General features: G+C 58.9%; 17 protein-coding genes. 5 read left to right on the top strand and 12 right to left on the bottom strand.

The window, feature by feature from the left end; all coding sequences use genetic code 11:
- Positions 1-13 precede the first annotated feature (13 nt).
- The 9 genes from NJC40_RS21070 to NJC40_RS21030 all read right to left on the bottom strand — a co-directional run bounded on the left by NJC40_RS21070 (position 14) and on the right by NJC40_RS21030 (position 8,692).
- Complete coding sequence (locus NJC40_RS21070; RefSeq protein WP_253142912.1) at positions 14-1,663, bottom strand: hypothetical protein; 1,650 nt, start codon at positions 1,661-1,663, stop codon at positions 14-16.
- A gap of 259 nt (positions 1,664-1,922) precedes the next feature.
- Positions 1,923-2,867, bottom strand: coding sequence for a hypothetical protein (locus NJC40_RS21065; protein WP_253142911.1), 945 nt, complete (start codon positions 2,865-2,867; stop codon positions 1,923-1,925).
- Between the two features lie 139 nt (positions 2,868-3,006).
- Positions 3,007-3,312 carry a hypothetical protein gene (locus NJC40_RS21060; protein ID WP_045491569.1) on the bottom strand — a complete coding sequence of 102 codons (306 nt, stop codon included), beginning with the start codon at positions 3,310-3,312 and terminating at the stop codon, positions 3,007-3,009.
- Positions 3,313-3,344: 32 nt separating this feature from the next.
- The gene (locus NJC40_RS21055; protein ID WP_045491567.1) at positions 3,345-3,758 is read right to left on the bottom strand and encodes a hypothetical protein; all 414 of its coding nucleotides are present in this window, start codon (positions 3,756-3,758) and stop codon (positions 3,345-3,347) included.
- A 49-nt stretch (positions 3,759-3,807) separates the two neighbouring features.
- Positions 3,808-4,416, bottom strand: coding sequence for a His-Xaa-Ser repeat protein HxsA (gene hxsA, locus NJC40_RS21050; protein WP_045491565.1), 609 nt, complete (start codon positions 4,414-4,416; stop codon positions 3,808-3,810).
- Complete coding sequence (hxsC, locus tag NJC40_RS21045; RefSeq protein WP_045491564.1) at positions 4,413-5,648, bottom strand: His-Xaa-Ser system radical SAM maturase HxsC; 1,236 nt, start codon at positions 5,646-5,648, stop codon at positions 4,413-4,415. The genes hxsA and hxsC overlap by 4 nt, the downstream gene beginning before the upstream one ends.
- Entirely contained in the window at positions 5,648-7,135 is a 1,488-nt protein-coding gene (gene hxsB, locus NJC40_RS21040; protein WP_045491563.1) for a His-Xaa-Ser system radical SAM maturase HxsB, read from the bottom strand. Before hxsB ends, hxsC begins: the two co-directional genes overlap by 1 nt.
- Positions 7,132-7,431: a His-Xaa-Ser system protein HxsD gene (gene hxsD / locus NJC40_RS21035; protein WP_045491561.1), complete on the bottom strand. Its 300-nt coding sequence runs from the start codon at positions 7,429-7,431 to the stop codon at positions 7,132-7,134. The genes hxsB and hxsD overlap by 4 nt, the downstream gene beginning before the upstream one ends.
- A gap of 346 nt (positions 7,432-7,777) precedes the next feature.
- On the bottom strand, positions 7,778-8,692 hold the full coding sequence (locus tag NJC40_RS21030; RefSeq protein ID WP_045491560.1) for a LysR family transcriptional regulator: 915 nt from the start codon (positions 8,690-8,692) through the stop codon (positions 7,778-7,780).
- Between the two features lie 316 nt (positions 8,693-9,008).
- On the opposite strand from NJC40_RS21030, the gene NJC40_RS21025 reads away from it, so the two are divergent.
- The 3 genes from NJC40_RS21025 (at position 9,009) to NJC40_RS21015 (ending at position 13,393) form a co-directional block, all read left to right on the top strand.
- The gene (locus NJC40_RS21025) at positions 9,009-10,031 is read left to right on the top strand and encodes a zinc-dependent alcohol dehydrogenase family protein (protein WP_045491558.1); all 1,023 of its coding nucleotides are present in this window, start codon (positions 9,009-9,011) and stop codon (positions 10,029-10,031) included.
- A 494-nt stretch (positions 10,032-10,525) separates the two neighbouring features.
- On the top strand, positions 10,526-11,971 hold the full coding sequence (locus NJC40_RS21020; RefSeq protein ID WP_253142910.1) for a hypothetical protein: 1,446 nt from the start codon (positions 10,526-10,528) through the stop codon (positions 11,969-11,971).
- 27 nt (positions 11,972-11,998) lie between these two features.
- Entirely contained in the window at positions 11,999-13,393 is a 1,395-nt protein-coding gene (locus NJC40_RS21015) for an aminotransferase-like domain-containing protein (protein ID WP_045491556.1), read from the top strand.
- Between the two features lie 18 nt (positions 13,394-13,411).
- Here the strand turns inward: NJC40_RS21015 and NJC40_RS21010 are convergent, their stop codons facing one another.
- Positions 13,412-14,191, bottom strand: a complete 780-nt coding sequence (locus NJC40_RS21010; protein ID WP_253142909.1) for a helix-turn-helix transcriptional regulator — start codon at positions 14,189-14,191, stop codon at positions 13,412-13,414.
- Between the two features lie 439 nt (positions 14,192-14,630).
- Here NJC40_RS21010 and NJC40_RS21005 point away from each other — a divergent pair, with 439 nt between their 5' ends.
- The gene (locus NJC40_RS21005; RefSeq protein ID WP_253142908.1) at positions 14,631-21,011 is read left to right on the top strand and encodes a non-ribosomal peptide synthetase; all 6,381 of its coding nucleotides are present in this window, start codon (positions 14,631-14,633) and stop codon (positions 21,009-21,011) included.
- Positions 21,012-21,265: 254 nt separating this feature from the next.
- On the top strand, positions 21,266-22,489 hold the full coding sequence (locus tag NJC40_RS21000) for an RNA-guided endonuclease InsQ/TnpB family protein (RefSeq protein ID WP_492180405.1): 1,224 nt from the start codon (positions 21,266-21,268) through the stop codon (positions 22,487-22,489).
- A gap of 61 nt (positions 22,490-22,550) precedes the next feature.
- Here NJC40_RS21000 and NJC40_RS20995 read toward each other — a convergent pair whose 3' ends face one another.
- Together NJC40_RS20995 and NJC40_RS20990 are read right to left on the bottom strand one after the other, a co-directional pair.
- The gene (locus tag NJC40_RS20995) at positions 22,551-22,790 is read right to left on the bottom strand and encodes a hypothetical protein (protein WP_144403313.1); all 240 of its coding nucleotides are present in this window, start codon (positions 22,788-22,790) and stop codon (positions 22,551-22,553) included.
- A gap of 97 nt (positions 22,791-22,887) precedes the next feature.
- Positions 22,888-23,937, bottom strand: coding sequence for an NAD(P)-dependent alcohol dehydrogenase (locus tag NJC40_RS20990; RefSeq protein ID WP_253141364.1), 1,050 nt, complete (start codon positions 23,935-23,937; stop codon positions 22,888-22,890).
- Positions 23,938-24,117 lie beyond the last annotated feature (180 nt).

The raw sequence follows: 24,117 nt of genomic DNA, 5'->3' as shown, positions 1-24,117 counted from the left end.
TGTCGTGGTTGAGTCAAAGCCCGAGGCCTCTGCAACGAATTTCGATTCCATTAATCTCCGTTTGCACTACAATATTGTCAGCATCAAAAATTGTGCCGATGGAACATGCAATTTGTGCAGGGGAGTTTTTAATGTAGTGCATTATAAGCTGATCAGGGTCTTCAAGTGGAAGAACATTTGCATGCTGCCAAGTTTTTAAAGCTTGTTGGCTATGGCTAAATCGTACCATTCCATTATTTAATACGTTCCTGAGCGTATTCCATTCGTACGAAATCACGCCTTGTGGCCATATTGTGAAGTCAAAGTTAAAAATATTATGAATTAGAAGGAGGTGTGAGTTCTCGTTGGTGCAGTCGTATATTCCTTTTCTTTTAAGTATTTCGTCGAGTTTTCCTTCCTTTAGTGCAAGTCTAGCGTCAGTCAGCTGTCGAAGGCCTTTATTTATTTTGTCGGTAACGAGGTGGTCACTATCCCCAAGAATATAGGCTCTGCCGCCTGTTCGAAGATATTTAACCTGAGTAAAATAATATTGATTTCGCTTTATGTCTTTGATTATCAGGTCTACGTCAGGGTTAAGATTTTTCTCACCGAGTTCATGAGGTACAAAGCCTTCAAATGCGCAGTAATTTTTCTTGATGTCTTCACGGAAAAAATAGTCAAACACACACCTTTTTTCGAAAAATATTCCAATTTCATGGTTTAATTTCTCGTCAGAAATCTTGTTGGCGAGATAATTGATTGTATGCCGAAGCTGTATTGTAATGCTGGGGTTATTAATGGATATTCCTTTGCTGGTGACATCGAACACCCGGTCAGGTCTTGGCTGTTTTTCCGAGAACTCTTCGATTTTTTGAATTTCGTCTGTTGTTATACCTATCTTGCTGATGAGCTGATTGGGTGCGTAATTCAATTCGTTCTTGATCTGACACCATGAGCAAAGAACTGCAAGCTTACAAAGCTTTCTAGCCCATTGTATGCTTGGAAGGTTTTGAATTTTATATGGTAGTTCCCCTTCGGGAACAAAAAATATTTTGTCTGTAAGTTTTTCGCCCGGCGCCTTTATAATCAAAGGGAACATGGAATGCTTATCGAAGCCTAAAGGAATCATGTCAAGATAAGCTATGTTGGCTGCGCAGCTATTTTGCTCCCATTGATTAGCAAACCACTTTCGATGCAATTGCTTCGTGACTTCATGGGAGGATGGTCTGACTTCGATTGAGTTACCCTGCTTTGTCGCGGATGCGGTTTTTGATAGCAGAAGAAAAAGCACCTCGCTAAGAAAGTAAAGCCTAATAATGTCATATAGGCCTTCATTCGGCTTTGTGCCGTGATATTCATTTATTTTAAGAGAGTCAGAGATCCTGTCTAGTTGCATGTTGATGCCATCGCAAGCTTTAATGGTTAGCGCTTGTTTGAGTGGTTCTGAAAGGCTGGTCTTTAAGAATTTGTATTCTAGTGGCCTAGGCTTTGCTGTGGTGTTTTCAAGGTTTAATGGTCCGCTATTCGCTAGATCGGAATGAATCTGGCCCAGTGAAGGCAGTAACTTTTCTCTAAGCCTGTTGAACTCACTAGCCAGAATCAGCGTTTCCTTCGAGGGATGAGAGTCAGGTTCATGAAGGGTTTTCTCAATGTAACTTATTGGGTCAAAGTCGAGCGGATGCATCATCATTCGCCGCAACGTCTTAATTTGTCCTATTGGTAGTCCGTACCAGATCAAAGCCTTTCCTCCACTGTCTTTTTGAAGCCGTTTATCTGTATTGGCGGTTTTTTGGGTTTTGGAGATTCAGGGCTGGAAGATGCAGATTCCGTCGCTTAAGCTCTTCTATGCCCCTGTAAGAAATGGATCGGTGGAGAGCAACTGATGCGCCTTGACTCATCCACTGATGTCTCAAGCTGCTGTCCTGCTGGCTCGGCAACCAGGCCTAACGCAGCATCGAGTCAGACTTAGTTTCTGAAGCAGTGTTACTGAGCAGCCAAATCAGCGCTGGGGATTGCTTGACGTGTTCTGCCATGGTTGCTATTGCAACCTTGAGAGGCGGAATAGTTGACACGACGACATCATAATTCTCGGCAGGCTGTAGACGAACGCCAATGATGACACTTTTGTCTTCTAGTTCGCGGGCGTAAGCGATAAAGCCATTCTCCAATGGATGCACATATTCTCCAGTCCGCACGTCGGGATAGTTAGGGGTCTTGTGGAAATCACTTCGTAGTGCAATGACTTTGGTCACGGCCTTGAAGGCCGGATTGAAGTTGTCGGTAAGGTAGCCGTAGCTCATGGCAAATGGCACGCTAATGATCAGTGCTCCTGCACCATGGAACATGATCATACTGCGCGATTGCTTGAATTTAGCTTGAAAGCCGAGGAGCGCGGCCAAGCGGGTTATATGTTGCCAGGCTGCTTCAAATGGCAGGCTGATCATCGCGATGACCATGATCAGCACTGCTGTCAGACCAAGGAGTATTGCCACCACAAGCAGCCACGATGGAATGTAGAACAGCAACGCGAGAAAGCCGACTGTCAGATCAAAACTTTGAGGGGGCAGCCCTAACGTCTCGGCAACCGCGAAACGCGCGCATGCTGTCGATACCAGCAGTGCAAGCAGATGCATAATGATGATGGGCGTTTTGGTGAATGGCTTATCCCATGCTGTATGGAGCCAGCGGGCGAAAGGGATGCACCAGGCAATGAATCCGCAGATTATCAATGCAGCCGCGACCGTCGTCCCGATGGTAAGCGCGGATGTGCCCGTGTATAGGGAAGCTGCAATCGTGATGAGGTACGTAACTACCGAGGCGAGATAGAACCGCTGGGATACGGAATATTGCAGGAATTTGGTGAGCAGTTTTGCTTTCAGAGCTATCATTTTCATCCTTGAACTTTTTTCAGTGCTTCTAAAATCCATGCGGATAGCAATGCTTGGCCACCTTGATGTACGTCTTGTTTTGCCAGTTGAGGTGGATGACCCCGTGGCGGCCCATCAAACCACCACGAGTTCAGCTTATTTATGTGGGCACGAATGGCGAATCAATCGGCTGGCAGACAATTCGCCACATCCCGCGTACTCCGTCTTCGACCCAAGTGCCGTCCAGCACATTCGAGCCTTCAAAGCGGTGCAGCGTTGCTCTGCCGTCGAAGCCTTCTGCTTGCAGTTCGTAATGCCCCGGGCCTTTTGCCTGGCCTCGGTATTGCCAGGTCTGCCCCGCGTCGTCATAGGAGACGGTGATAAACTCGATGTCGATCGTAACCTTGCAGGGTTGATCGAACGACGCGGCACTGCTGGGGCGGAAGGTGTCCATTTTGGCGTACATGTTGGCGTCCTTGTAAAGATATCAGGAGCGGCTCAGGGCAGCAGCCAAGTGCTGTTTGGGGTGGTTGACCGGATGCCGACTGCCTGGCACTGCTCCAGAATCGGCAGAATGTAGGTGATGTTGGTACGGCCCGGCTTGCCTTCTGCTCTGTAACGAGCCGCCTGGCAAAGTGGACCGGCGTTTTCGTACGTATGGTTGGAGCTGATTTCCACAGCTTGTGCTTGGCCGAAATGATTGTTACCGGCGAGGTAGTCCAGCGTTTGCTGGAAAGCTGTTCGAGTCAGCGCCAACTGCGAGTCTTTCGATCCGGTCTCAATCACAACGCGATTTGCGTCAACGGTCGTGATACGGAAACGGGCGCTACGCGACGGTGTTTGCAGTTCCTTGCCTTGCAGGCGGCTGATCAATGCCCAGAGAGTGTTGTCGACTTGAGTGATGTGCTGCATGGATAGTTCCTTCGTTGCTGAACGGGCGCGAGCTTTAACCTGAATCGACTTATGGAATCTTGATACCCAACGCATTCAGCGATGGTGTATCCATCCGGCCATTCACGGTCAGCCCACTGTCCATCTGAAAGGCCATTAACGCCCCACGTGTTGCTTTGCCCATCACCCCATCAATGGAGCCTTGGTAATACTGGCGCACCATAAGCGCGGTCTGCACACGGGTGACCAGATTGCTTTTCTGCTCATTGGTCGCGCGACTCTTAGAAGTGCTCGAACTTATCCCGCTGGTAGTGCCAGACGACTGATAAATGCTGTTGCTGCTTGGAGGGCTGCTCGAAGCACTCGGCGCGCTGTAGCCTCGGGTACTAGTAGCGGGTGGGCTGTAGTAGCGAGGTGCGCTATAGCCACCTGAGCCGCTGTAGTGAGAACTGTGCGAGCTGTGGGACCGGTGAGAACTGTGCGAGCGATGCGCCGCATAGATGTTGACGGTGTTTGGCGCATTGAGCGTATCGGCAAATACCGGAGGCTGTAGCTTGTCGTTGGGTTGCCAGTTTGCATCGGCGAGTGGCAGATGGCCCGATTGTGCCAGGGTGGTACCTGCTATTGGCAGCAGGCTGATCCCACTGATCAGGACTTTCCAGCGGTCGAGCAATTTCACTGTGCACTCCTTGCATAGGCGCTAAAGGCCTCGGTCGATAGTAGTTGTACGCCGCGGCTCTGCCAGCGGTCGGTGTGGGATTTGAAGAAGCCAGAGCAATGTTTGACGGCAGCACATTGCTGGCAGGTATCGATGAACAGATTCTTCCAGTCCGAGATGCTCTGGCGGGCGAAACGCGAGAGGTGGGCCGGGATCAGGCACAGGGGCAAGTTGTAGATCGAAACCGGCACTCCGCGGTTGAACAGGAAATACACGGCTTGGCTCAACGACTCTTGATAGTCCAGCGGGTCAATCCACAGTTCTTCGTAGTTTTTCCTGGCCAGGCCGGTGCTTTCGATACCCATCAGCGCAACATGCCGCACGAAGGGCAGGTTCCTGAACACGTAGTGGGCGAGCTCGGGCAAGCGTGGCGTGGTCAGGCGATTGAGTACCACGCGTATCTCGATGATCTGGTTGGCGCGCGCCAGGTTGTAAAGACCTTGCAGGGTTTCGCTGAACGCGCCTGGAGCCTGCACGACATGGTCATGGTCTTCGGCATTGTCGGCATACAGGGGGATGCCCCAGCTCAACTGAGGGTGGCTGATGGCAGAGAGCGCTGCGATCCAGCTCGGGTCTTGGAACAGACGCCCGTTGCTGAGTACATGAATGGATTTCTGTGGCAAAACGGCTTTGCACTTGGCCAGGATTTCAAGCAGGCCGTCGCGATAAAGTGTTGGTTCTCCGCCGCTGATTCCCAGATTTTCCTCGCCCGAGTCCATCAGGTCGATCAGCCGTAGGTTCTCCTCGATGTGCCAACGGTCATCGATATCTTTGGGCGGCTGCGAGCACATCAGGCAGAGGCTGTTGCAACGATCGGTCATGAACAGCAGGTTGCTGTCTGAGCCTCGTCGATAGAGCACTCGCACCAACGTGCTGCCTGGTGTGATGGCAATGACATCGCCGGGCTGCACGACATCCGCATCTTTGGGGGTGTGCAGGTATGGCCGCGCGCTGTCGAAGTCGCCGATCACTGGCTCCGGGATCAGGAATCCTCCCACTGGTAATGAGAGCAGATGCGGGCTCCGTAGCCGTTCTTCGTTTGGCAGCCAAAGCAGCAGGTCACCGAACTCAGCGCTTCCGGCACAAACAACCAAGCCTTGTTCGATGAACTCATCCAGAGTGATGACCTTGAGCAATTTCGGCTCATTCAGGTGATGGATTTCAAAGTGGGTATCTTTGCGCAGCATCGCCATCAGCCCCTGTAACCCGGGAGCGGGACATCGTTGTAAGAGCGCCTGTTCAACCAAGACAACAGCACTCTCTGCACGTTGTCGTCACCATCGCAAAGCAGGCCGAAAAGATGCTTCAGCAGCCCCATGTTCTTCTTGCAGAAGCTGCTGAACACTCGGTGTCCGATCGGGTCAGCTTGGCGGGCATAGTGTTCGACGGGGTCAGCACCACAGTACGGAACAAGTGCGCAGTCGGAGCAGCCCGGCAGCGCTTCTGCTACACCACTGGCGAGCAACGCATTCATAACGGGCGATGCGAGTAATTCAGACAAGGGTTGCTGCACGGTGCCGAGCCTCAAGCCGTCTTCACCCATCTCCAGCAACATTCGGGCTTCGTCCGAGGGATAGACGTAACCGTCATAGTTGTAGACCAGCGCCGCAGTGCCTGCGCCAGCGGGGGAGCGCAGGTCTACATAGCCGGAGGAGAAGGGTGTCAGAATATTCTTCAGCAACAAGCTCGTATAACTCTCTGAGAGGTAAACGCCCTGTTGGTTGATATGCAGCAAGTAGGCCAGTGCCTTCTTGTAGAAGGCCAGGTATCGCTCAATAGGGTAATCAAGTCGATGGACACTCTTGGTGGCAAATCCATAAGGGCTCAGAGGCCGAAGCGAGATGCTGGAGAAGCACTGGCTTACATACTCATCGATGATTGCTTCAGGTTGTTCGAGGCTTCTTGAAGTCAGCGTGGTCAACGCGGAAACTGCATCATGGCCAAGGCGCTCACGGACCCATTGGATGCCTTTTACAGTGCGTTCGTAGGAGTCTCGTGACGGGGTAGGGCGGTTCGCATTGTGCAAGGGCGCCGGCCCATCGAGCGAGGTCGAAAACTGGATGTGATTTTGTTCTGCGAAGTCGAGTATTTCCTCCGTCAGGTGGTGCAGCGTGGTGGTGATGACGAACTGAATATCCCGTTGTTCGACCACGTTCCGTTCAACGATCCATTCGACAATCTGGCGGACGCGCTCGAAGGCCAGAAGCGGCTCGCCACCCTGAAACTCCACAGTCAGGGCGGGAGCGTTCGATTCGAACAGGCGATCGATCGCCGCCTGTGCATCCTCTTCCGACAGGTCGTGGCCGGATCCTCCCAGAGGAGCCCGCGACACCTGGCAGTATTGGCAGGTGTGGTTGCAGCGCAATGTAACTACGAACAAGTGCAGTGCTGGGCCCTGGAAGAGGAAGTCCTTGCGGCTGCGATACTGCGCAGCCATTTCCGGGAACGGGTCGTGTTGGCCTGGTTCGTAGATGAAGTGGCGGGCCAGCAGGTCCTTGTAAAAAGGCGTACTTGCTTGAACGTCGAAGTAGCTGAGGGCTCGTAATTGCGCGTCGTTCACGTGCATGTACTCACCGGTATCAGAGGTGAGTAGGATGTCACGGTCATGTCCCGTGTTCATGCGCATGAATCGAAAAGGCAGCAAGCGGTAGTGCTTGGCGTCTGTCGCTATCAGTGTCACTGCGAAACCCCACATCCAGCGAGCGCGGCTCGGGCCAGGACTTCGCGCAACCCTGCTGTTTCGCGGTTGATATGGTCGCGTAGGGCGAAGTCGTTCAGATGCTGGAGGATCAGCGAGTGAGCCTGCTCCGGGGAAAGCGTTAGCCTTGCTTCAGCGGGGTGGGCCGTGAGGCTTATCTGATTGGTTTCAATACCGACCTGGATCGCGACAGTGTTGGCCAGGGAATAAGCGGCGCGTTGCACCACGCTGAGCGGGTAGGCTGCGCTGTCGAGTTTCAGCGTGACTGGCCATGTCATCGGAAGCGCTCCTTCAAATCCGTTGGGAACGTGTGGATATTGCCGGTTTCCGAGGCATTGTGCCATCATAATTTTTTACATTTGCACGCATTTGTCTAGCGTGGTGGGTGGTGCGCTCACTACGGCTCGGCCATTGATACGGGGTAGGGCCGAGGGTTCATATCTCCCTCAGTCCACCCATCCTCATCAATAGCTTGCTTGGCCTCAGGCTGGGGGCATCCTTTTCAAACCATCCCAAGCATGCCCTCACATGTGCCCCCAATGTAGCAATCCACTGGAAGTGAATGGATCTCCATGGTTTGTGGAAAGGCAGAAATGATCAGCTAAACAGCCTGCCTTACGACGCCTAAAGACTATCCGGATCCCCAAAAAACATCTGAATCCGCGACCTCAACCATCTCTCCGCCGGATCATTATCCTGCGCGCCGCGCCAGGCCATGTGCAGTTCAAAGGTCTGGCACTCCAGCGGCAGATCCTCGGCCCGTACCCCGCCACTGGCCGTCAGCACTTCGGCCGCATAATCCGGCACGGTGGCAATGATGTCGGTGCCGGCCAGCAGGGTAGACAGCCCGTTGAACTGTGGCACGGCCAGTACCACATGGCGTTTGCGGCCCAGTTTCTCCAGGTGCTCGTCAATAAAACCGGTCAGGTCGCCGGCGATCGATACCAGAGCGTGCGGTCGGGCGCAGAAGTCGTCCAGGCTTAGCGGGCCAGGCACGGAGTCGGCGCGCAGCAGTTGCGGGCGGCTTTTGCGCAGGATTTTGCGTTTGGCGTTGGCCGGCAGGTCGCTGGTGTAGCTGACCCCGACAGATATTTCCCCTGAAGCCAGCAATGCCGGCATCAACAAGTAGTTGACCCGCCGGATCACCAGCACGATGCCGGGCGCCTCGGAGCGCAGGCGCTTGAGCAGTGACGGCAGCAGGGCGAACTCCACTTCATCGGACAAGCCGATCCGGAACACCGCGTTGCTGGTGGCCGGGTCGAATTCCGAAGCGCGGCTGACCGCGGTTGAGATGGAGTCCAGGGCCGGTGACAGCAGGGCGAAGATTTCCGAGGCCCTGGCGGTGGGCTCCATGCTGCGCCCGGTGCGGACGAACAGCGGATCGTCGAACAGCCCGCGCAGACGCGACAAGGCGGCGCTGATCGCCGGTTGACCGAGAAACAGTTTTTCCGCGGCGCGGGTCACGCTGCGTTCGTGCATCAGGGTTTCGAAGACAATCAGCAGGTTGAGGTCGACGCGGCGCAGGTCGTTGCGGTTCATACGTGGGGGCTCGGAACGGTGGTCGATGTACCCGGTGCGGGGCGTCGGGCAAACATGCTGTGGTGCGCATAGTAAGGGTAAAAGCCATCATCAGGTAAGCCTTGGATTATTGTCGGTGTGGCAAGAATCAACTGTGCAGGCGGTTGCAATGTGGCATTTGGATGCCACAATGACCGCCTTTGAGTCATCCGCTGCATCATGCGGTCCAATGACGAATCAATGACAGGCATGTCGACTATTAATAGCCACTGACTGGTCCTGCCGGAAAAGCCCGGATAAAGTGCAGGGCATTCAGGTTCATAAGGCGAGGTTCTCAATGTCCCGCACGATCCGTTTCAACCAGTTCGGCCCGGCCGAGGTGCTCAAGATTGAAGAGCACCCGGACCCGTTGCCTGCGCCCGGTGAAGTGCAGGTGCGTGTCCAGGCCATCGGCATTAGCTGGTACGACGTTCTCTGGCGGCAGAATCTGGCGTGTACTCCGGCGCGGCTACCGGCCGGGATCGGCCAGGAAATGGCCGGTGTGGTCACTGCCCTCGGTGAAGGGGTTGAAGACCTCGCGCTGGGCGATGCGGTGGCAAGCTTTCCATCCGCCGACCCTAATCAGCATCCAGTGTATGGCGAGGTGATTGTCCTGCCGCGCTCGGCCCTGGTCCGGTATCCCGATGTGCTGACCCCGGTGCAGGCCAGCGTGCACTACACGCCTCTGCTGATTGCCTATTTTGCCTATGTGGATCTGGCGCGTATCAAGCCGGGTCAGACCGTACTGGTCACCGATGCCAGCCACTGTGCCGGGCCGTGCTTCGTGCAATTGGGCAAAGCCCTCGGTGCCAGGGTGATTGCCGCGACCAAGACCGAAGATGCTCGCGAGTATCTGCTGGCGCTGGGTGCCGACAAGGTGGTGGTCACCGAAGAGCAGGACTTGCTCATGGCGGTCAACAAGTACACCGACAATAAAGGTGTCAATGTGGTGTTCGACGGCATGGGCGGCCCGCAGATGTCGATCATGGGCGATGTCCTCGCGCCACGCGGCAGCCTGATTCTTTATGGGCTGCAGGGCGGCAACCAGACGCCATTCCCCGCGTGTGCGGCGTTCCAGAAGAACATCCAGTTCTATCTGCATTGCCTGGGCAACTTCACTGGCAAGCCGGCACTGGGCATCGATCCGGATAATGAGGCGCTGCAGCGTGCGCTGCGTGATATCAACCAGTTGACGGCCGATGGTGTGCTGACACCGCTGGCGGTCCGTCCATTCCCATTCGAGCAGGTGGCCCAGGCGCACCGTTATATGGATGGCTGTCCGATTGGTGGCCGTGCGGTACTGGAGTTGGCTGACGCTTGAATCTTTCCCCTCTCTTGTTTGTAGGAGCAGCTTCAGCTGCGAAGATATCGTTGAGAATCTTTCGCTGCTAAAGCAGCTCCTACGGGTTACATGTCTTGTTGTAGGAAAGTTCGCTACGCAATCAGGCATGTTTCTGTCATTGTCTGTCGCGCTTAAACTCCTTTGCCTGTCTGGCGATCATCGATAATCCAGTCCACCTGCTCCAGAGATCTGCCGGCTTGGCCGTCAGGCGCTTGAGCGGCGCGGCTTGTGGCATGTGCTGCTGATCATGTTTAAATGAATAACAAACGCGCGCTATAAATGCTTGTTGTTTATTTGTATCGTTTAATAGTCGCGGGTTGTCCATCTTTGGATAAAACAGTGTTGCTTGTAATCGTGCAGACGATCCCGATAATGAGTTGAGAATTATTACTCAGGGAACGAGCCATGTTTGATAACAAGACCAACAGTCAGCAGCTTCGTGTTTCAATCTCCTGGAGCGCGGGACAATGATGATGAGCGACATTCACGAGCAAGCGATGAATTATGTCTACCAGCAGGTGTTGCAGCGCCTGCTCGGTTACATGACCCGCGCCGAGCGCACAGCCCTGCAGTTGCTGATCCAGCGCCTGATTGTTGCCGCGGGCGGGCTGGAGCAGATCAGCCAGTTCAGGATTCTGCTGCCGTTCAGTGGCGGCAAAGACAGCGCCTACAGCCTGGCACTGTTGCGCGCCGCGCAATTGAGTATCTGCACCCGGGCGCCGGGCACGTTCAATCTGCGCGTGGCGACCATGCGCCACAGCGGTTTGAGCAGCGATGTGCTGGGCAATATTCACCGTACCTATTCGGCGCTGTTTCTCTACGATGATCCGCGCGTCGAGATGCTGGTGTTTGATAACCAGTATGTGCACGCCTTTGAGCCGGACCTGCCGTTCTCCAGCGCCGGTCGCGAGCAAAACCGTACCGATATGCTGCTGGCCGGGCATTTGTCGGCGGGCGAGGGGCGCAGCACCTTCTGCGACAGTTGCCACCTGAACCTGGCGGACTCGCTGTCGCGCGCCCTGACCTGGGGGGAGGGCGTGGGCGCGGTGGCCAGCGGCGATCCACGCAAAGAGCAGAAGCAGTACATCACCTGGCTGATGCGTCTGGCGCAAGGCCGCGGCGAACACACCGGGCATTGGCGCAACCAGACTTTTCAGAGTGTCATGCGCAGCCTGCACGGTCTTGGTCAGGACTGGCGCGAAGCGTTGCATGGCGAGCCACACGCAATTGAGCCGCTGACACCACCAGACAAGCCATTGGCGCCGGTGCTGGTGCCGCTCAACGACCTGTTTCCCGGCAGGGCCGATGAGCACTGGAACTTGCTTACCGAGTTTCTAGAGTTTCGCTTCGATGACCTGGCGTTCAGTTTCAGTGAGTCGGACTGCGCCAACCCCTTGCTGATGGCGCATATGCAGGGCCTACGTGCGCAGTTTGTCGAGCATCGTGACTATGCCGATGGTATTGCAGGCTACTTACAGCACGCGCAACGCCAGATGCGCAACAAACAGGTGCCGGCACGTCTGATCGATCAGGCGCTCAGTGCCTATCACGGCGAATCACGTATCGAGGCGCGGCGTGTGCTGGCCGCTGAGTTTGCCCAACAGGCGTACGGGCTGAACGAGGCGCAACTGGTGTGCATGCTGTTCTCGCCGTTCACTGACAAAGGCCTGGGCCTGGAAGTGTTTCTGCGCACTTGCCATCCCGGCATGCTGGTGGCGGTGGCTGACCTGCATCGAGCACTGTCCGGCCAGCCTGCTGCCGATCAGGTGGTGCAGTGGTTGTTGGATATCAGCGGCCTGACCCTGGCGCAACTGCAAAGCCTGTACGGCAAGTCGCGGGTCAATTTCGCTGCCGCCGACTCGATCATCGCTCGCGTACGCGCGGCCGATCCTGAACGGCGACGCGTTCGCTCAGCCTGATTCAATCCCTTTGCCGGAAGGCCTGTCATGAAAGAAAAAGACGATTTCGCCTATCAGGCGGTGTATCGCTATCTCGTACGCCTGATTAATGAGGTACAAACCGACTCGACGCTCAAATTGCCGTCGCTGCGCCAGTTGGCCCGGCGCCTGCGGGTGTCGATTTCGACCATCCAGAGTGCCTATGCGCTGCTGGAGCAGGAAGGGCGCATTTGCTCGGTGCCCAAGTCAGGCTATTACGCGGTGCCGGGCAGTTTTGAAGATGAACTGGCCGGCGAAGGCCATAGCGTGCTTGAACGCCTGTACCGTAATGTGCGGCGGCCCGGCTGCACCATGCTTTCGGGTGATGAGCCGCATCTGTTGTTGTCGCTGGAAAGCGCGCTGCAAACCATGGAGCGCGAGTTGGTGCGTCAGTACCCGCGCCCCCTGGACAGCGGTTTTCAACCGTTTGGTGATCTGGAACTGCGCAGCGCCCTGGCGGCCCGCTACACCCGGGACACTCGGGATTGCTGGCACGCCGAGCAGGTTTATATCGGCCCGGACTTGCTCGGCATGCTCAAGGCGGTCGTTCAGGTGCTGCAGCTGGGCGGCAGCACGGTGCTGGTTGAGTCACCGTGCACCTGGACGCTGTTGCGGCTGTTGCAGTCGCTGAACGTCCAGGTACTGGAAATGCCGCTGGCCGACGACGGCCGGGTGAACCTGACCGATCTGGATCACCTGTTGCTGGAGCATTCGGTCAGCCTGGCGATTCTGCCTTCGACGATCAATCCGGTCAGGGGCACGCTGCAACCTGGCGACAACCGCAGGGCCATGGCGCAATTGCTCAATCGCTATCGGATATGGGTACTGGAGAACGACAGCCATGGCGAACTGGCCTTTGAGCGCAATGGCCCGCCGCTGCGCGAGTTGATCGACCCGCAACGGCTGTTGATCCTTGGCAGTTTCGACAAGGCGCTGGGCCCTGAAGCGCCCTATGGTTATCTGCTGTGTAAACAGTTCGACCAGCGCTGGCAGGAGTACTTTCTGCTGCGCGCCTTTGACTTGCCGCCGATTCGCCAGAAGGCCGTTGCCCGGCTGTGTAACAGCGGCCGCCTGGACCAGCACCTGGCGGACTTGCGTCACCTGCTTGAGCAGCGCATGCAAGGCATGGGTGAACTGCTCGACAAGCACCTGGGTTGTTGGTTGCGCTATGAATTACCTGCTGGCGGCAGTGGTATCTGGACGCAGACCCAACAGGGTGTGGACCTGCGCCAGGTATTCGACACTCTACTGAGTCAGCGCTTGGTGATTGCCCCTGGCGAGCTGTTCAGCCTCAGCGGCTTGCACCGCCAGCAGCTACGCATCAGCTATGCGCTGGACTGGACCCAGGATGTGCCGGCGGCCCTTGAGCAACTCGCCGGGGTATTGCGTCAGGCGCGGCGCTGAGCATCGGCTTGCCGTTATTCAGGTGCCGGCCATCCATCTGGCCAGGCCGTGGCGGCCGCTGACCCCGAGCTTGGCGGCCGCCCGTTTCAGGTAGGTTTCCACCGAACTGTTTTTGACCTTGAGCCTCTCGGCCAACTGCGGGACGGTGCCACCGGTCAACAGGCCGAGGCAGACCTCCTGCTCGCGGGCCGACAAGGTGATCTCGCCCAGCGCCAGCCGCTCACTGAATGCTTGGCGCAAGGGCCGCACCGGCTGCTCGCTGGCGTTTGATTCCGGGCGGCGCAGCAGGCAGAGCCTGCTGGCCTGCGCGTGTCGTTCGACCAACGGCAACAAGGTGTCGGACAGGCTTTTAAGGAACGACAGTTCGGCCAGGGAAAACAAGCGTTGCCCAGGCTGACGCAGCAGGGTGATGACCCAACGGCGGTTACCAGCATGTGAAACCAGGCTGCAGTGGTGCGCGGCGTTTGGCCCCAGGCGCCGCCTCAGGGGCGCACGCGGCTGAATCAGCAGGGCATCAGTCATGACCCGCATATGCTGCAGCAGTGTCTGCTGGTGTTCGGGCTGGGCGGTTGCGGGTGCCTGACCCTGGCTGCCGAGCGGCCTGATCTGCACCGCGTCAGTCTGGGGCTGGTCCAGGGTCCATTCGCTTAGTTGCAGGCCGTCGAGGGGCACCAGCGGTTCGATGAGCCGGAACATCATGGCCGCGAAGTCATCATCGCCGGTACTGGAAATCAGTTCGCCCAGATGAAAGTACAGGTGTGGGCTGTGGCTAGTTTGCATACTGTCGGTGATGTTCATCTTTTTTGCCTTCCTGGAACCAAGTCGGGTGGCATCCTCTGCACGTGCTCGGTTGAGAGCTGACTCGCTCTGGATTTAAGCCCATGTAACGGTCAGCGTCTGTAGTGGGAACCGGGGACAACTCCTGTCAATTAATCAGACGATTTGAGTTGCAGTTTCTTAAGGGGATATCTGTTTGACGAGTGCCTGCGGGTAGTTTTCAGCGTTCTGCAAGCGATTGATTACATGAGAAATCTTGCGTGACGATAAGCTTGATGCGGCAATCACGTGCAGCATCTATATCTTATTTCCTACACGAATTTAGGCGCTGCGGCGGTGAACTAACAGTCGGCACAAGTGTGGCTTTGGCGCGCATCAACTAGTTGTCCGGGTTTAAGGGGGCAGGCAGCCCAACAGGGCAGTGCTTGAATACCGCGCAGAATCAGCTGAGACGGATCTTATGAACTCCACCTGCGCCGCTGCCCAAGCCCTTGGGCCTGCCTGTACCGAAACCTTCGCCTTGACCTGTGCCCAGCGTGATATCTGGCTCGATCAACTGAGCCGGGGTGATTCACCGCTGTATAACATCGGCGGGTATGTCGAGCTTGAGGGCAGTCTGGCGCCGGAACTGCTGCAGCGCGCGATTGAACAACTGGTGGCCCGACACGATGCGTTGCGTACCGTGCTGTTGCCCGGTGCCGGTGCCGACGGCTTGCCGATGCAGCACTTTGCCGGCCACGCAGCCGTGCACCTGCCGCAGTATGACTGTTCGCAGTTCGATGACCCCGACAGTGCGGCCCAGGCGCTGATCCAGGAACAGATGCGCCGCAGCTATGCACTTGATGGCGGGCCGCTGTTTCGCTTCTTTCTTATCCGGCTCAACGAGCAGCGACACTTTCTGGCGACCCAGGCGCATCACCTGATTCTTGACGGCTGGGGCTTTGGCCAGATGCTCAAGTCGCTGGGGGAAATCTACAGTGCATTGCTCGCCGGGCAGCCAGCCCCGCAAGCCGCGCCAGCCTATGCCACGTTCGTTGAAGACGATGCCGTGTATCAAGGTTCGCCACGTCATGCCCGTGACCTTGACTGGTGGCTGGATAAATATCGCAGTATCCCGGCACCGCTGCTGACCCCGCGTTATCGCGAAGCACCGACATTGCCGGGACAAAGCCTGGTGCAGCCCTTCAGCGCGGGGCTGCACGAGCGCATGAAACAATTGGCCGGCGAGTCTCAGGCATCGGCTTTTCATGTGCTGCTGGCGATGTTGCATGTGTATTTCACCCGCACCGAACAACGCGACGAGTGGGTGGTGGGCATGCCGATCCTCAATCGCGCCGGGGCGCGCTTCAAGTCGACTGTGGGCCTGTTTGCCCAGGTCAGCCCGATTCTCATGCCGTTTGGCCGCGAGCTGAGTTTTGTTGAGCTGCTCAAGGGCATACGTGACGAGTTACGCCAGGATTTCCGCCACCAGCGCCTGCCACTGAGTGAGCTCAATCGTGCCTTGGGTCTGCTGCGTGAGGACCGTGCGCAGTTGTTCGAGGTTACGGTGTCTTATGAGCAGGACGACCACGACTACCGTTATGGCGACGCATTGGCCCATACCGTCAAGGTCTCCAACCGCCATGAACCGACGCCGCTGGCCATCCACCTGCGCAGCAACCGCTACAACGACCGGGTGTGGATTCATTACGTGTACAACGAGGCGTATTTCCAGGCCGCCGACATCGAGGCATTGGCTGAGCGGTTGATGCATGTGCTGGAGCAGGCCCTGGACAACCCTGCCGCGAAAGTGGCCGAACTGAGCATCACCACCCCGGCCGAGCAGGCTCAACTGGATGCCTGGAATCGCAGCGAGGCCTGTTACCCACAGGGCCTGACCATTGACCAGCGCGTGGCCGCGCAGGCTGCCGAACGGCCCGACGCCGTAGCCGCCGTGTATCAGGGCCAGAGCCTGAGCTATGGGCAACTGGAACAGCGCGCCAACGGCCTGGCGGCCCAGCTGCTGGCGCAGGGCGTGCAGCCCGATGAGCGGGTGGCCGTGGTGGCCCGCCGTGGCCTCGACACCCTGGTGGGGTTGCTGGCGGTGCTTAAAGCCGGTGGCGCATACGTGCCGGTCGACCCGGCGCACCCGGCCGAGCGGCTGGCTTACCTGCTCAGTGACAGCCAGCCGAAGGTGGTGCTGACCTTGAGCGAGCTGGTTGGCCGGCTGCCGGTGTTGTCGGTGCCGGTGATTGAGCTGGACCGTCTGCCTGTAGCGCAGCTGAACGGCGAGCTGACTCAAAGGGCCACGGTCAATAACCTGGCCTACGTGATCTACACCTCCGGCTCCACCGGTTTGCCCAAAGGTGTAATGGTCGAGCACCAGACCCTTAACAACCTGGTGGACTGGCACTGCCAAGCCTTCGAGCTTGGCGTGGGCAAACACACCTCCAGCCTGGCGGGCTTCGGTTTCGACGCCATGGCCTGGGAAATCTGGCCGGCACTGTGCAGTGGCGCGACCCTGCATCTGGCCCCGACTCAGGACGGCGAACAGGATATCGAAGCCTTGCTCGACTGGTGGCGGGCTCAGCCGCTGGACGTCAGCTTCCTGCCCACGCCTGTTGCCGAATACGCCTTTAGCCAGCAACAGCCGCATCCGACGCTAAAGACCCTGTTAATCGGCGGTGACCGGCTGCGCCAGTTCCTGCGTGATCCAGGCTTTGCGGTGGTCAATAACTACGGCCCGACCGAAGCCACGGTGGTGGCGACCTCTGGCGTCATGCAGGTGGGTGAGCTGCTGCATATCGGCAAGCCGATGGCCAATGCCAAAGCTTACGTGCTGGACGAGCAGCAACAGCCGGTGCCAATCGGTGTGGTCGGTGAGCTGTATATCGGCGGTGCCGGTGTGGCTCGCGGTTATCTGAACCGTGAAGACCTCACCGCTGAGCGTTTTTTGACTGACCCGTTCAATGGCGGGCGGATGTACCGCACCGGCGACCTGGTGCGCTGGCTGGCCGATGGCAATCTCGAATATCTGGGCCGTAATGACGACCAGGTGAAGATCCGCGGTGTGCGGGTCGAGCTGGGCGAGATTGAAGCCGCGCTGAGCAGCCATGCGGCCGTCAAGGATGCGGTGGCGCAGGTGCATGACGGGCAACTGTTGACCTGGTTCACCGAGCTTTCGCCGGTCGATCCCGGCGCTCTGCACGAGCATCTCAAGTTGTGTCTGCCGGCGGCCTTGCTGCCGAACGCTTATGTACGCATGGCGCAATGGCCGCTGACTGCCAACGGCAAGCTGGACCGCCGCGCCTTGCCTGCACCCGACGCCGAGGCCCTGTTGCGTCGCGAGTATCAGGCGCCCGAAGGCGAAACCGAAACCGTTCTGGCGGCATTGTGGGCCGAGCTGCTGGGGGTTGAGCAGGTGGGCCGTCAGGATCATTTCTTTGAGCTGGGCGGGCATTCGCTGCTGGCCGTGAAACTGATCGAACGCATGCGCCAGCAGGGCCTGAGCGCCGATGTGCAGGTGCTGTTCGGCCAGCCGACCCTGGCCAACCTCGCCGCTGCGGTGGGCCGTAACCGTGAAGTGAGCGTGGCGGCCAATCGCGTGCCGGCCGATTGTGAACACATCACCGGTGACATGCTGGCGCTGCTGCAACTGGACCAGGCCAACATTGAGCGGATCGTCGCCACAGTACCGGGCGGGGCGCGCAATGTGCAGGAAATCTACCCGCTGGCGCCGCTGCAGGAAGGCTTGCTCTATCACCATATGACCGCCGGTGAGCGCGATCCCTATCAACAGCATGCGCTGTTCGCGTTTGCCAGCCGCGAGTGTTTCGAGGCGTTTGCGGCGGCCCTGCAGCAGGTGATTGATCGTCACGACATTCTGCGCACCAGCCTGTTCTGGGAGGGGCTTGAGCAACCGGTGCAGGTGGTCTGGCGTGAGGCCCGCCTAAGCGTTGAAAACCTGAGCCTGGATGCCCGGCAGGGCGATGCGCAGCAGCAATTGCGCGAGCGTTTCGATGCCGCGCGGCGCCCGCTGGATATTTGCCGCGCACCGATGATGGCGCTGGCCGGTGCTGAAGATGTGCAGCAAGGGCGTTGGCTGGGGCTGTTGCAGTTCCACCACCTGATCAACGACGCCACCTCCACGGCGGTGCTGATGGCCGAAATTCATGCCCTGTTGCAGGGGGCCGGTGCGACCCTGAGCGCACCGGTGCCGTATCGCAATTATGTGGCCCAGGCCGGGGCGGGCAATCATCAGGCCGGGCATGAGGTGTTCTTCCGTGAATGGCTGGGAGATATTGACGAGCCGACCCTGGCCTTCGACCTGCGTGAGCGCCCGCTCGACGACCGTGACCATCAAGAGGCGCGGGCCTGGCTGGACCAGCGCCTGGCCGAGCGCTTGCGTCATGAGGCGCGGCATTGGGGTGTCAGCCCGGCCAGCCTCTATCACTTGGCCTGGGCCCAGGTGCTGAGCCTGCTGGCCGGGCGCGACGATGTGGTGTTCGGTACGGTACTGCTCGGCCGTCTGCTGGCCGGCGACGGTGCCGACCGGGCCATGGGCATGTTCATCAATACCTTGCCGCTGCGGGTCAAGCTCGCCGGCCAGAGTGTCAGCCGCGCTGCTGTTGATGTGCATGGGCGGCTGGCCGCGCTGCTGGCCCATGAGCATGCGCCGCTGGCGCAGGTGCTGCGGTGCAGCGCGCTGACGGGCAGTACGCCGCTGTTCAACAGCCTGCTCAATTACCGGCATGCAGCAAATCAGGATGAAGCAAAACTGCCGGGTATCGAGCTATTGAGCAGCACTGAAGTGGTTAGCTACGCCCTGATGCTGGCAGTCGACGACACGGACGGCGGCTTCCGGCTCAGCGCGCGGGTGCCGCGCCAGATCGGCGCGCAACGGGTTCTGGACTATCTGCGCACCGCCATCGAGGGGCTGGTTCAGGCACTGGAGTGCGAGCCGCATAAACCTTTACATCAGGTGGCGGTCACCCCTGATCACGAAGTCCGGCGCTGGTGGCTGGACTACAACGCAACCGCTACCGACTGGCCCATCGAGCAGGGCGTGCAAACCCTGTTCGAGGCTCAGGTGCGGCGCACGCCTGAGGCCATCGCCCTGCAAGCCGCAGACCGCAGCCTGAGCTATGCCCAGCTCAACGTTGAAGCCAACCGCCTGGCGCATCGGTTGATTGCCCTCGGGGTCAAACCTGATCAGCGAGTGGCCTTGTGCGTGGAGCGCGGTGTGGAGCTGGTCGTCGGTTTGCTGGGCATTCTCAAGGCCGGCGGCGCCTATGTGCCGCTGGACCCCGGCTACCCGGCCGAACGTCTGGACTACATGCTGCGCGACAGCGCGCCGGTGGCGCTACTGGTGCATGCCGCGACCCGCGCGCAACTGAGCCTGCATGAGCTCCCGCGGCTTGATTTCGACCAGTGCGACTGGCAGCAACATCCCGACAGCAACCCGCAGCCTGTCGGTTTCAGCGCCGCCAACCTGGCGTACATGATCTACACCTCAGGCTCTACCGGCACCCCCAAGGGGGTGATGATCGAGCATCGCGGTTTATGCAACCTGGTGCACTGGGGCTCGCAACTGATCCCGCCGCGTCCGGATGCGGCATTACTGCAAAAGGCGCCGTTCAGCTTCGACGGTTCGGTGTGGGAGTTCTTCTGGCCGCTGACCGCCGGGCTGCGGCTGGTGCTGGCCGCGCCGGACGGGCATCGCGACCCGGACTATCTGGTGCGTGAGGTTCGCCAGCGGCGCATCAGTGTGGTCAAGTTCGTGCCGGCGCTGTTGCAGCAGTTTCTCGATGCCGAGGGTGTCGAGCAGTGCACCAGCCTGATCGATGTGGTGTGTGGCGGCGGCGAGCTGACGGCCTCGCTGGCCCGTCAGGTTCGTGAGCGCTTGCCGCAGGTGCGGCTGCACAACGTCTATGGCCCCACCGAGGCCACCGTAGACAGCAGCGCCTTCACGCTGGAGCCGCACATGCCGCTGCCGGACAATGCGCTACCGATTGGTTGTCCCTTGCCCAATACCCGTGCCTACGTGCTCGATGCCCATGACCGGCCGGTGCCGCAAGGCGTGAGCGGCCAGTTGCATGTTGGCGGGGTAGGCGTTGCGCGTGGCTATAAAGGCCTGAGTCAACATAACGCCGAGCGCTTTATCGCCAGCCCCTTTGTGGCCGGTGACCGGCTGTATCGAACGGGCGATCTGGTGCGCATGGAGGCAGACGGTAATCTGGTGTTTCTCGGCCGCAATGACTTCCAGGTCAAGCTGCATGGCTTGCGCCTGGAGCTGGGCGAGATCGAAGCGCGGCTGATGCAGCATGTGGCGCTGCACGAGGTGGTGGTGCTGCTGCGTGAACAGCGTCTGGTGGCCTATTTCACCCTGCTGGCGGGGCATTGCGCTCCGGGTATCGAAGCTCTGCGCGCCCATGTGCTTGAACAGCTGCCGGATTACATGACCCCTTCGGCGTTCGTCTGCCTGCCGGTCATGCCGCTCAGCCCCAACGGCAAGGTCGAGCGCAAGGCGCTGCCCGAACCCGGCCAGGACGCGGTGCTCAGCCGTGACTATCGGGCGCCGGAAGGCGACACCCAGACCACCCTGGCGCGGATCTGGGCGCAATTGCTGGGGGTCGAGCGGGTAGGGCGCGACGACAACTTCTTCGAGTTGGGCGGTCACTCGTTGCTGGCCGTGACCCTGGTGGCACGGATGCGCCAGGCCGGCCTGCACGCGGATGCCCGCGCGCTGTTCAGCCATCCGACCCTGGCGGATCTGGCGCTGCACACCCGGCATGAGGCGCAGCAGCCACAGGTCATTCCGGCGACCACCATCCCGAGCCTGAACCGCAAACGCAGGATTTGACCATCGGGGCGCGACAAGCCCCGCCGTTCAGGGCGGGGAAGGATAGCGCGGACGGCGTAGCCGTCCCTGGTTGCTGTGGGATGGCTGCTGCTGTTCGATGGACGCACCACCACAGGATTATGCGAAGTAACATGGCGACACAGATGCCCTTCTACGGCGGTATTTCGTTACAAAGACCCCATGGGCATGCACCTTGAAAACACCGTGCCGTCCGCGCCTAATGTCGTCTTCATTGCTCATGGCTCAAGAGCAGCATGCAACGACTTCAAGCCTTCAAGTACGAACTCATGCCAGACGGCCACCAGGAGCGGCAAATGCGCCGCTTTGCGGGCTCCTGTCGCTTCGTCTTCAACAAGGCGCTGGCGTTGCAGAAAGAACGCCACGAGCAAGGCGAGAACAAGCTCGGCTATGCGGGCCTGTGCAAGTTGCTGACCGGGTGGCGCAATAGCCCGCCAACCGCATGGCTGGCCGATGCGCCTGTTCACCCGTTGCAACAGAGCCTCAAGGATCTGGAACGGGCCTACACCAACTTCTTCGCCAAGCGAGCCGACTTTCCCCGGTTCAAGAAGAAGGGGCAGAACAACAGCTTGCGCTATCCCGACCCGAAACAGATCAAGCTCGACCAGACCAACAGCCGCCTGTTTCTGCCCAAGCTGGGCTGGCTGCGCTACCGCAACAGCCGCGAGACGCTGGGTACTGTGAAGAACATCACCGTGAGCCAGTCGTGTGGCAAGTGGTTCGTGAGCATCCAGACCGAACGCGAGATTGATGAGCAGCCCACGGCACAGGGTGCGGCAATCGGCATCGACATGGGCATTGCCCGGTTCGCCACGCTTTCGGATGGCTCGTTCTACGCACCCCTGAACAGCTTCAAACGCCATGAAACCGCGCTGTGCAAAGCGCAGCAGGCGATGAGCCGCAAGGTCAGATTCAGCCGCAACTGGAAGAAGGCGAAAGCTTGCGTCCAGCGCATTCATTCCCGAATCGGCAATGCCCGCCGCGACTACCTGCACAAGTGCTCCACCACGATCAGCCAAAACCACGCGATGGTGTGTATCGAGGACTTGCAGGTACGAAATATGTCCAGGTCGGCGGCGGGCACGGCCGAGGCACCGGGAAGAAACGTTCGGGCCAAGTCTGGCCTGAACAGGGCCATCCTCGATCAGGGCTGGTTCGAGTTCCGCCGCCAACTGGACTACAAGCTGGCGTGGCGCGGCGGCTGGCTGATTGCCGTGCCGCCGCGAGATACCAGCCGCACGTGCCCGTGTTGCGGCCATGTGTCGGCGGCCAACCGCCAGACGCAGGCGCTGTTCAGGTGTGTGGGATGTGGTTTTGAAGGCAACGCCGATGTGGTCGGGGCGATCAATGTACTAAGGGCGGGACACGCCCGGTTAGCCTGTGAAGTGAGCGCAGAGGTCATGGCGCCAGCAGCAGGAACCCACCGAAGCGACTCAGGGGCGGCTCGATGCCGCGCCTGAACGCCGTAGGAATCTCCGGCCTTCAGGCCGGGGAGGATGTCAAGTCGTCGTCAGCCAGCGCTCAGGCCTGGCTGCGCAGCACAGCCATCCTGCGGCTGACCGACGAGCTGAACACCCGCTCCAGGGTGTCCAGCTCGGCCTGCGCCAAGCCTTGAGAACAGGCCAGGCCGAGGGTAAAGCCCTCGGCAACCCCGGCGAGCCGGGACATTTCCAGCACCCCGTCGGCGCGTTCGATATCGGCCAGAATCTGAATGGCTTCGGTCTTCACAGCATCGGGTATCAGCAGGTCGGGCAGAGACATGAGCTTCACCATATGAGGACTATCTGGGCACTCAGCGTAACAGCAAAACCGCGAGCCGGTGCGGCCCCGGAGCAATCACCGGCAAGCCAGGGATAGCTCAGGGCGCCAGGGTGGCGTTGTCGATCACAAAGCGATACTTGACGTCCCCCTTGAGCATCCGCTCGTAGGATTGGTTGATCTGTTCGGCAGCGATCAGCTCGATGTCCGAGACGATGTTGTGTTCGGCGCAGAAGTCGAGCATTTCCTGGGTTTCAGCGATGCCGCCGATCATCGAACCGGCCAGGGTGCGGCGTTTGGTGATCAGATTGAACACGTTCGGCGAAGGATGCGGCGAAGCTGGCGCGCCGACCAGGGTCATGCAGGCATCGCGCTTGAGTAGTATCAGCAGGGCATCAAGGTCGTGGGGCGCCGCCACGGTGTTGAGGATCAAATCGAAACTCTTGCGGTGGGCGGCCAGTTCGTCCGGATTACCGGTCACCACCACTTCATCGGCACCCAGCTGCCGCGCCGCTTCACGCTTGGACTCGGAAGTGGTGAAGGCCACCACATGGGCGCCCAAGGCGTGGGCCAGCTTGATGCCCATGTGCCCCAGGCCACCGATACCAACAATGCCGACTTTCTTACCCGGGCCGATGTTCCAGTGGCGCAGCGGCGACCAAGTCGTGATGCCGGCACACAGCAGCGGCGCCACGGCGGCCAGTTGTGCTTGCGGATGGCGAATGCGCAATACATAACGCTGGTGCACCACAATCTGCTGCGAGTAGCCGCCAAGGGTGTGGCCAGGGGCGTCCGGGGTCGGGAAGTTGTAGGTGCCGATCATGCCGTCGCAGTAGTTTTCCAGCCCTTGGTCGCAGTCTTCACAGTGCTGGCAACTGTCAACGATGCAACCGACGCCGACCAGATCACCGACTTCAAACGCTGCAACATGCGCGCCCTTGGCGGTAACCCGACCGACGATTTCGTGACCGGGCACACAGGGAAACTGAGTGCCGGCCCATTCAGCACGCACCTGATGCAGGTCGGAGTGGCAGATACCGCAGAAGGCGATGTCGATCTGCACATCGTCGGCGCCAGGCGCGCGGCGGGTGATTTGCAACGGGACGAGCGGCTGGTCGCCAGCATGGGCGCCGTAAGCATGGATGGTCATGGGAAAACTCCAGGCGGTTGGTCGTGATCAACATTTTTCCGGGTAACGACCAGAACCGGCTAACGTATTTCGCTGGATTTCTTGCCTGATCCGCTGGCTGTGCACATTTTCAGTAGGAGCACTCTGGCGCCCGAATTATTCTGCATATCTCAAGCAAATAGCCTGCAGGTTCGCTCGCCC

Source organism: Pseudomonas sp. 21LCFQ02, assembly GCF_024129895.2.
In the GTDB taxonomy this organism is placed as follows: domain Bacteria; phylum Pseudomonadota; class Gammaproteobacteria; order Pseudomonadales; family Pseudomonadaceae; genus Aquipseudomonas.
The sequence above is the reverse complement of the archived record's forward strand: the minus strand, read 5'-3'. Positions and strand labels throughout refer to the sequence as shown.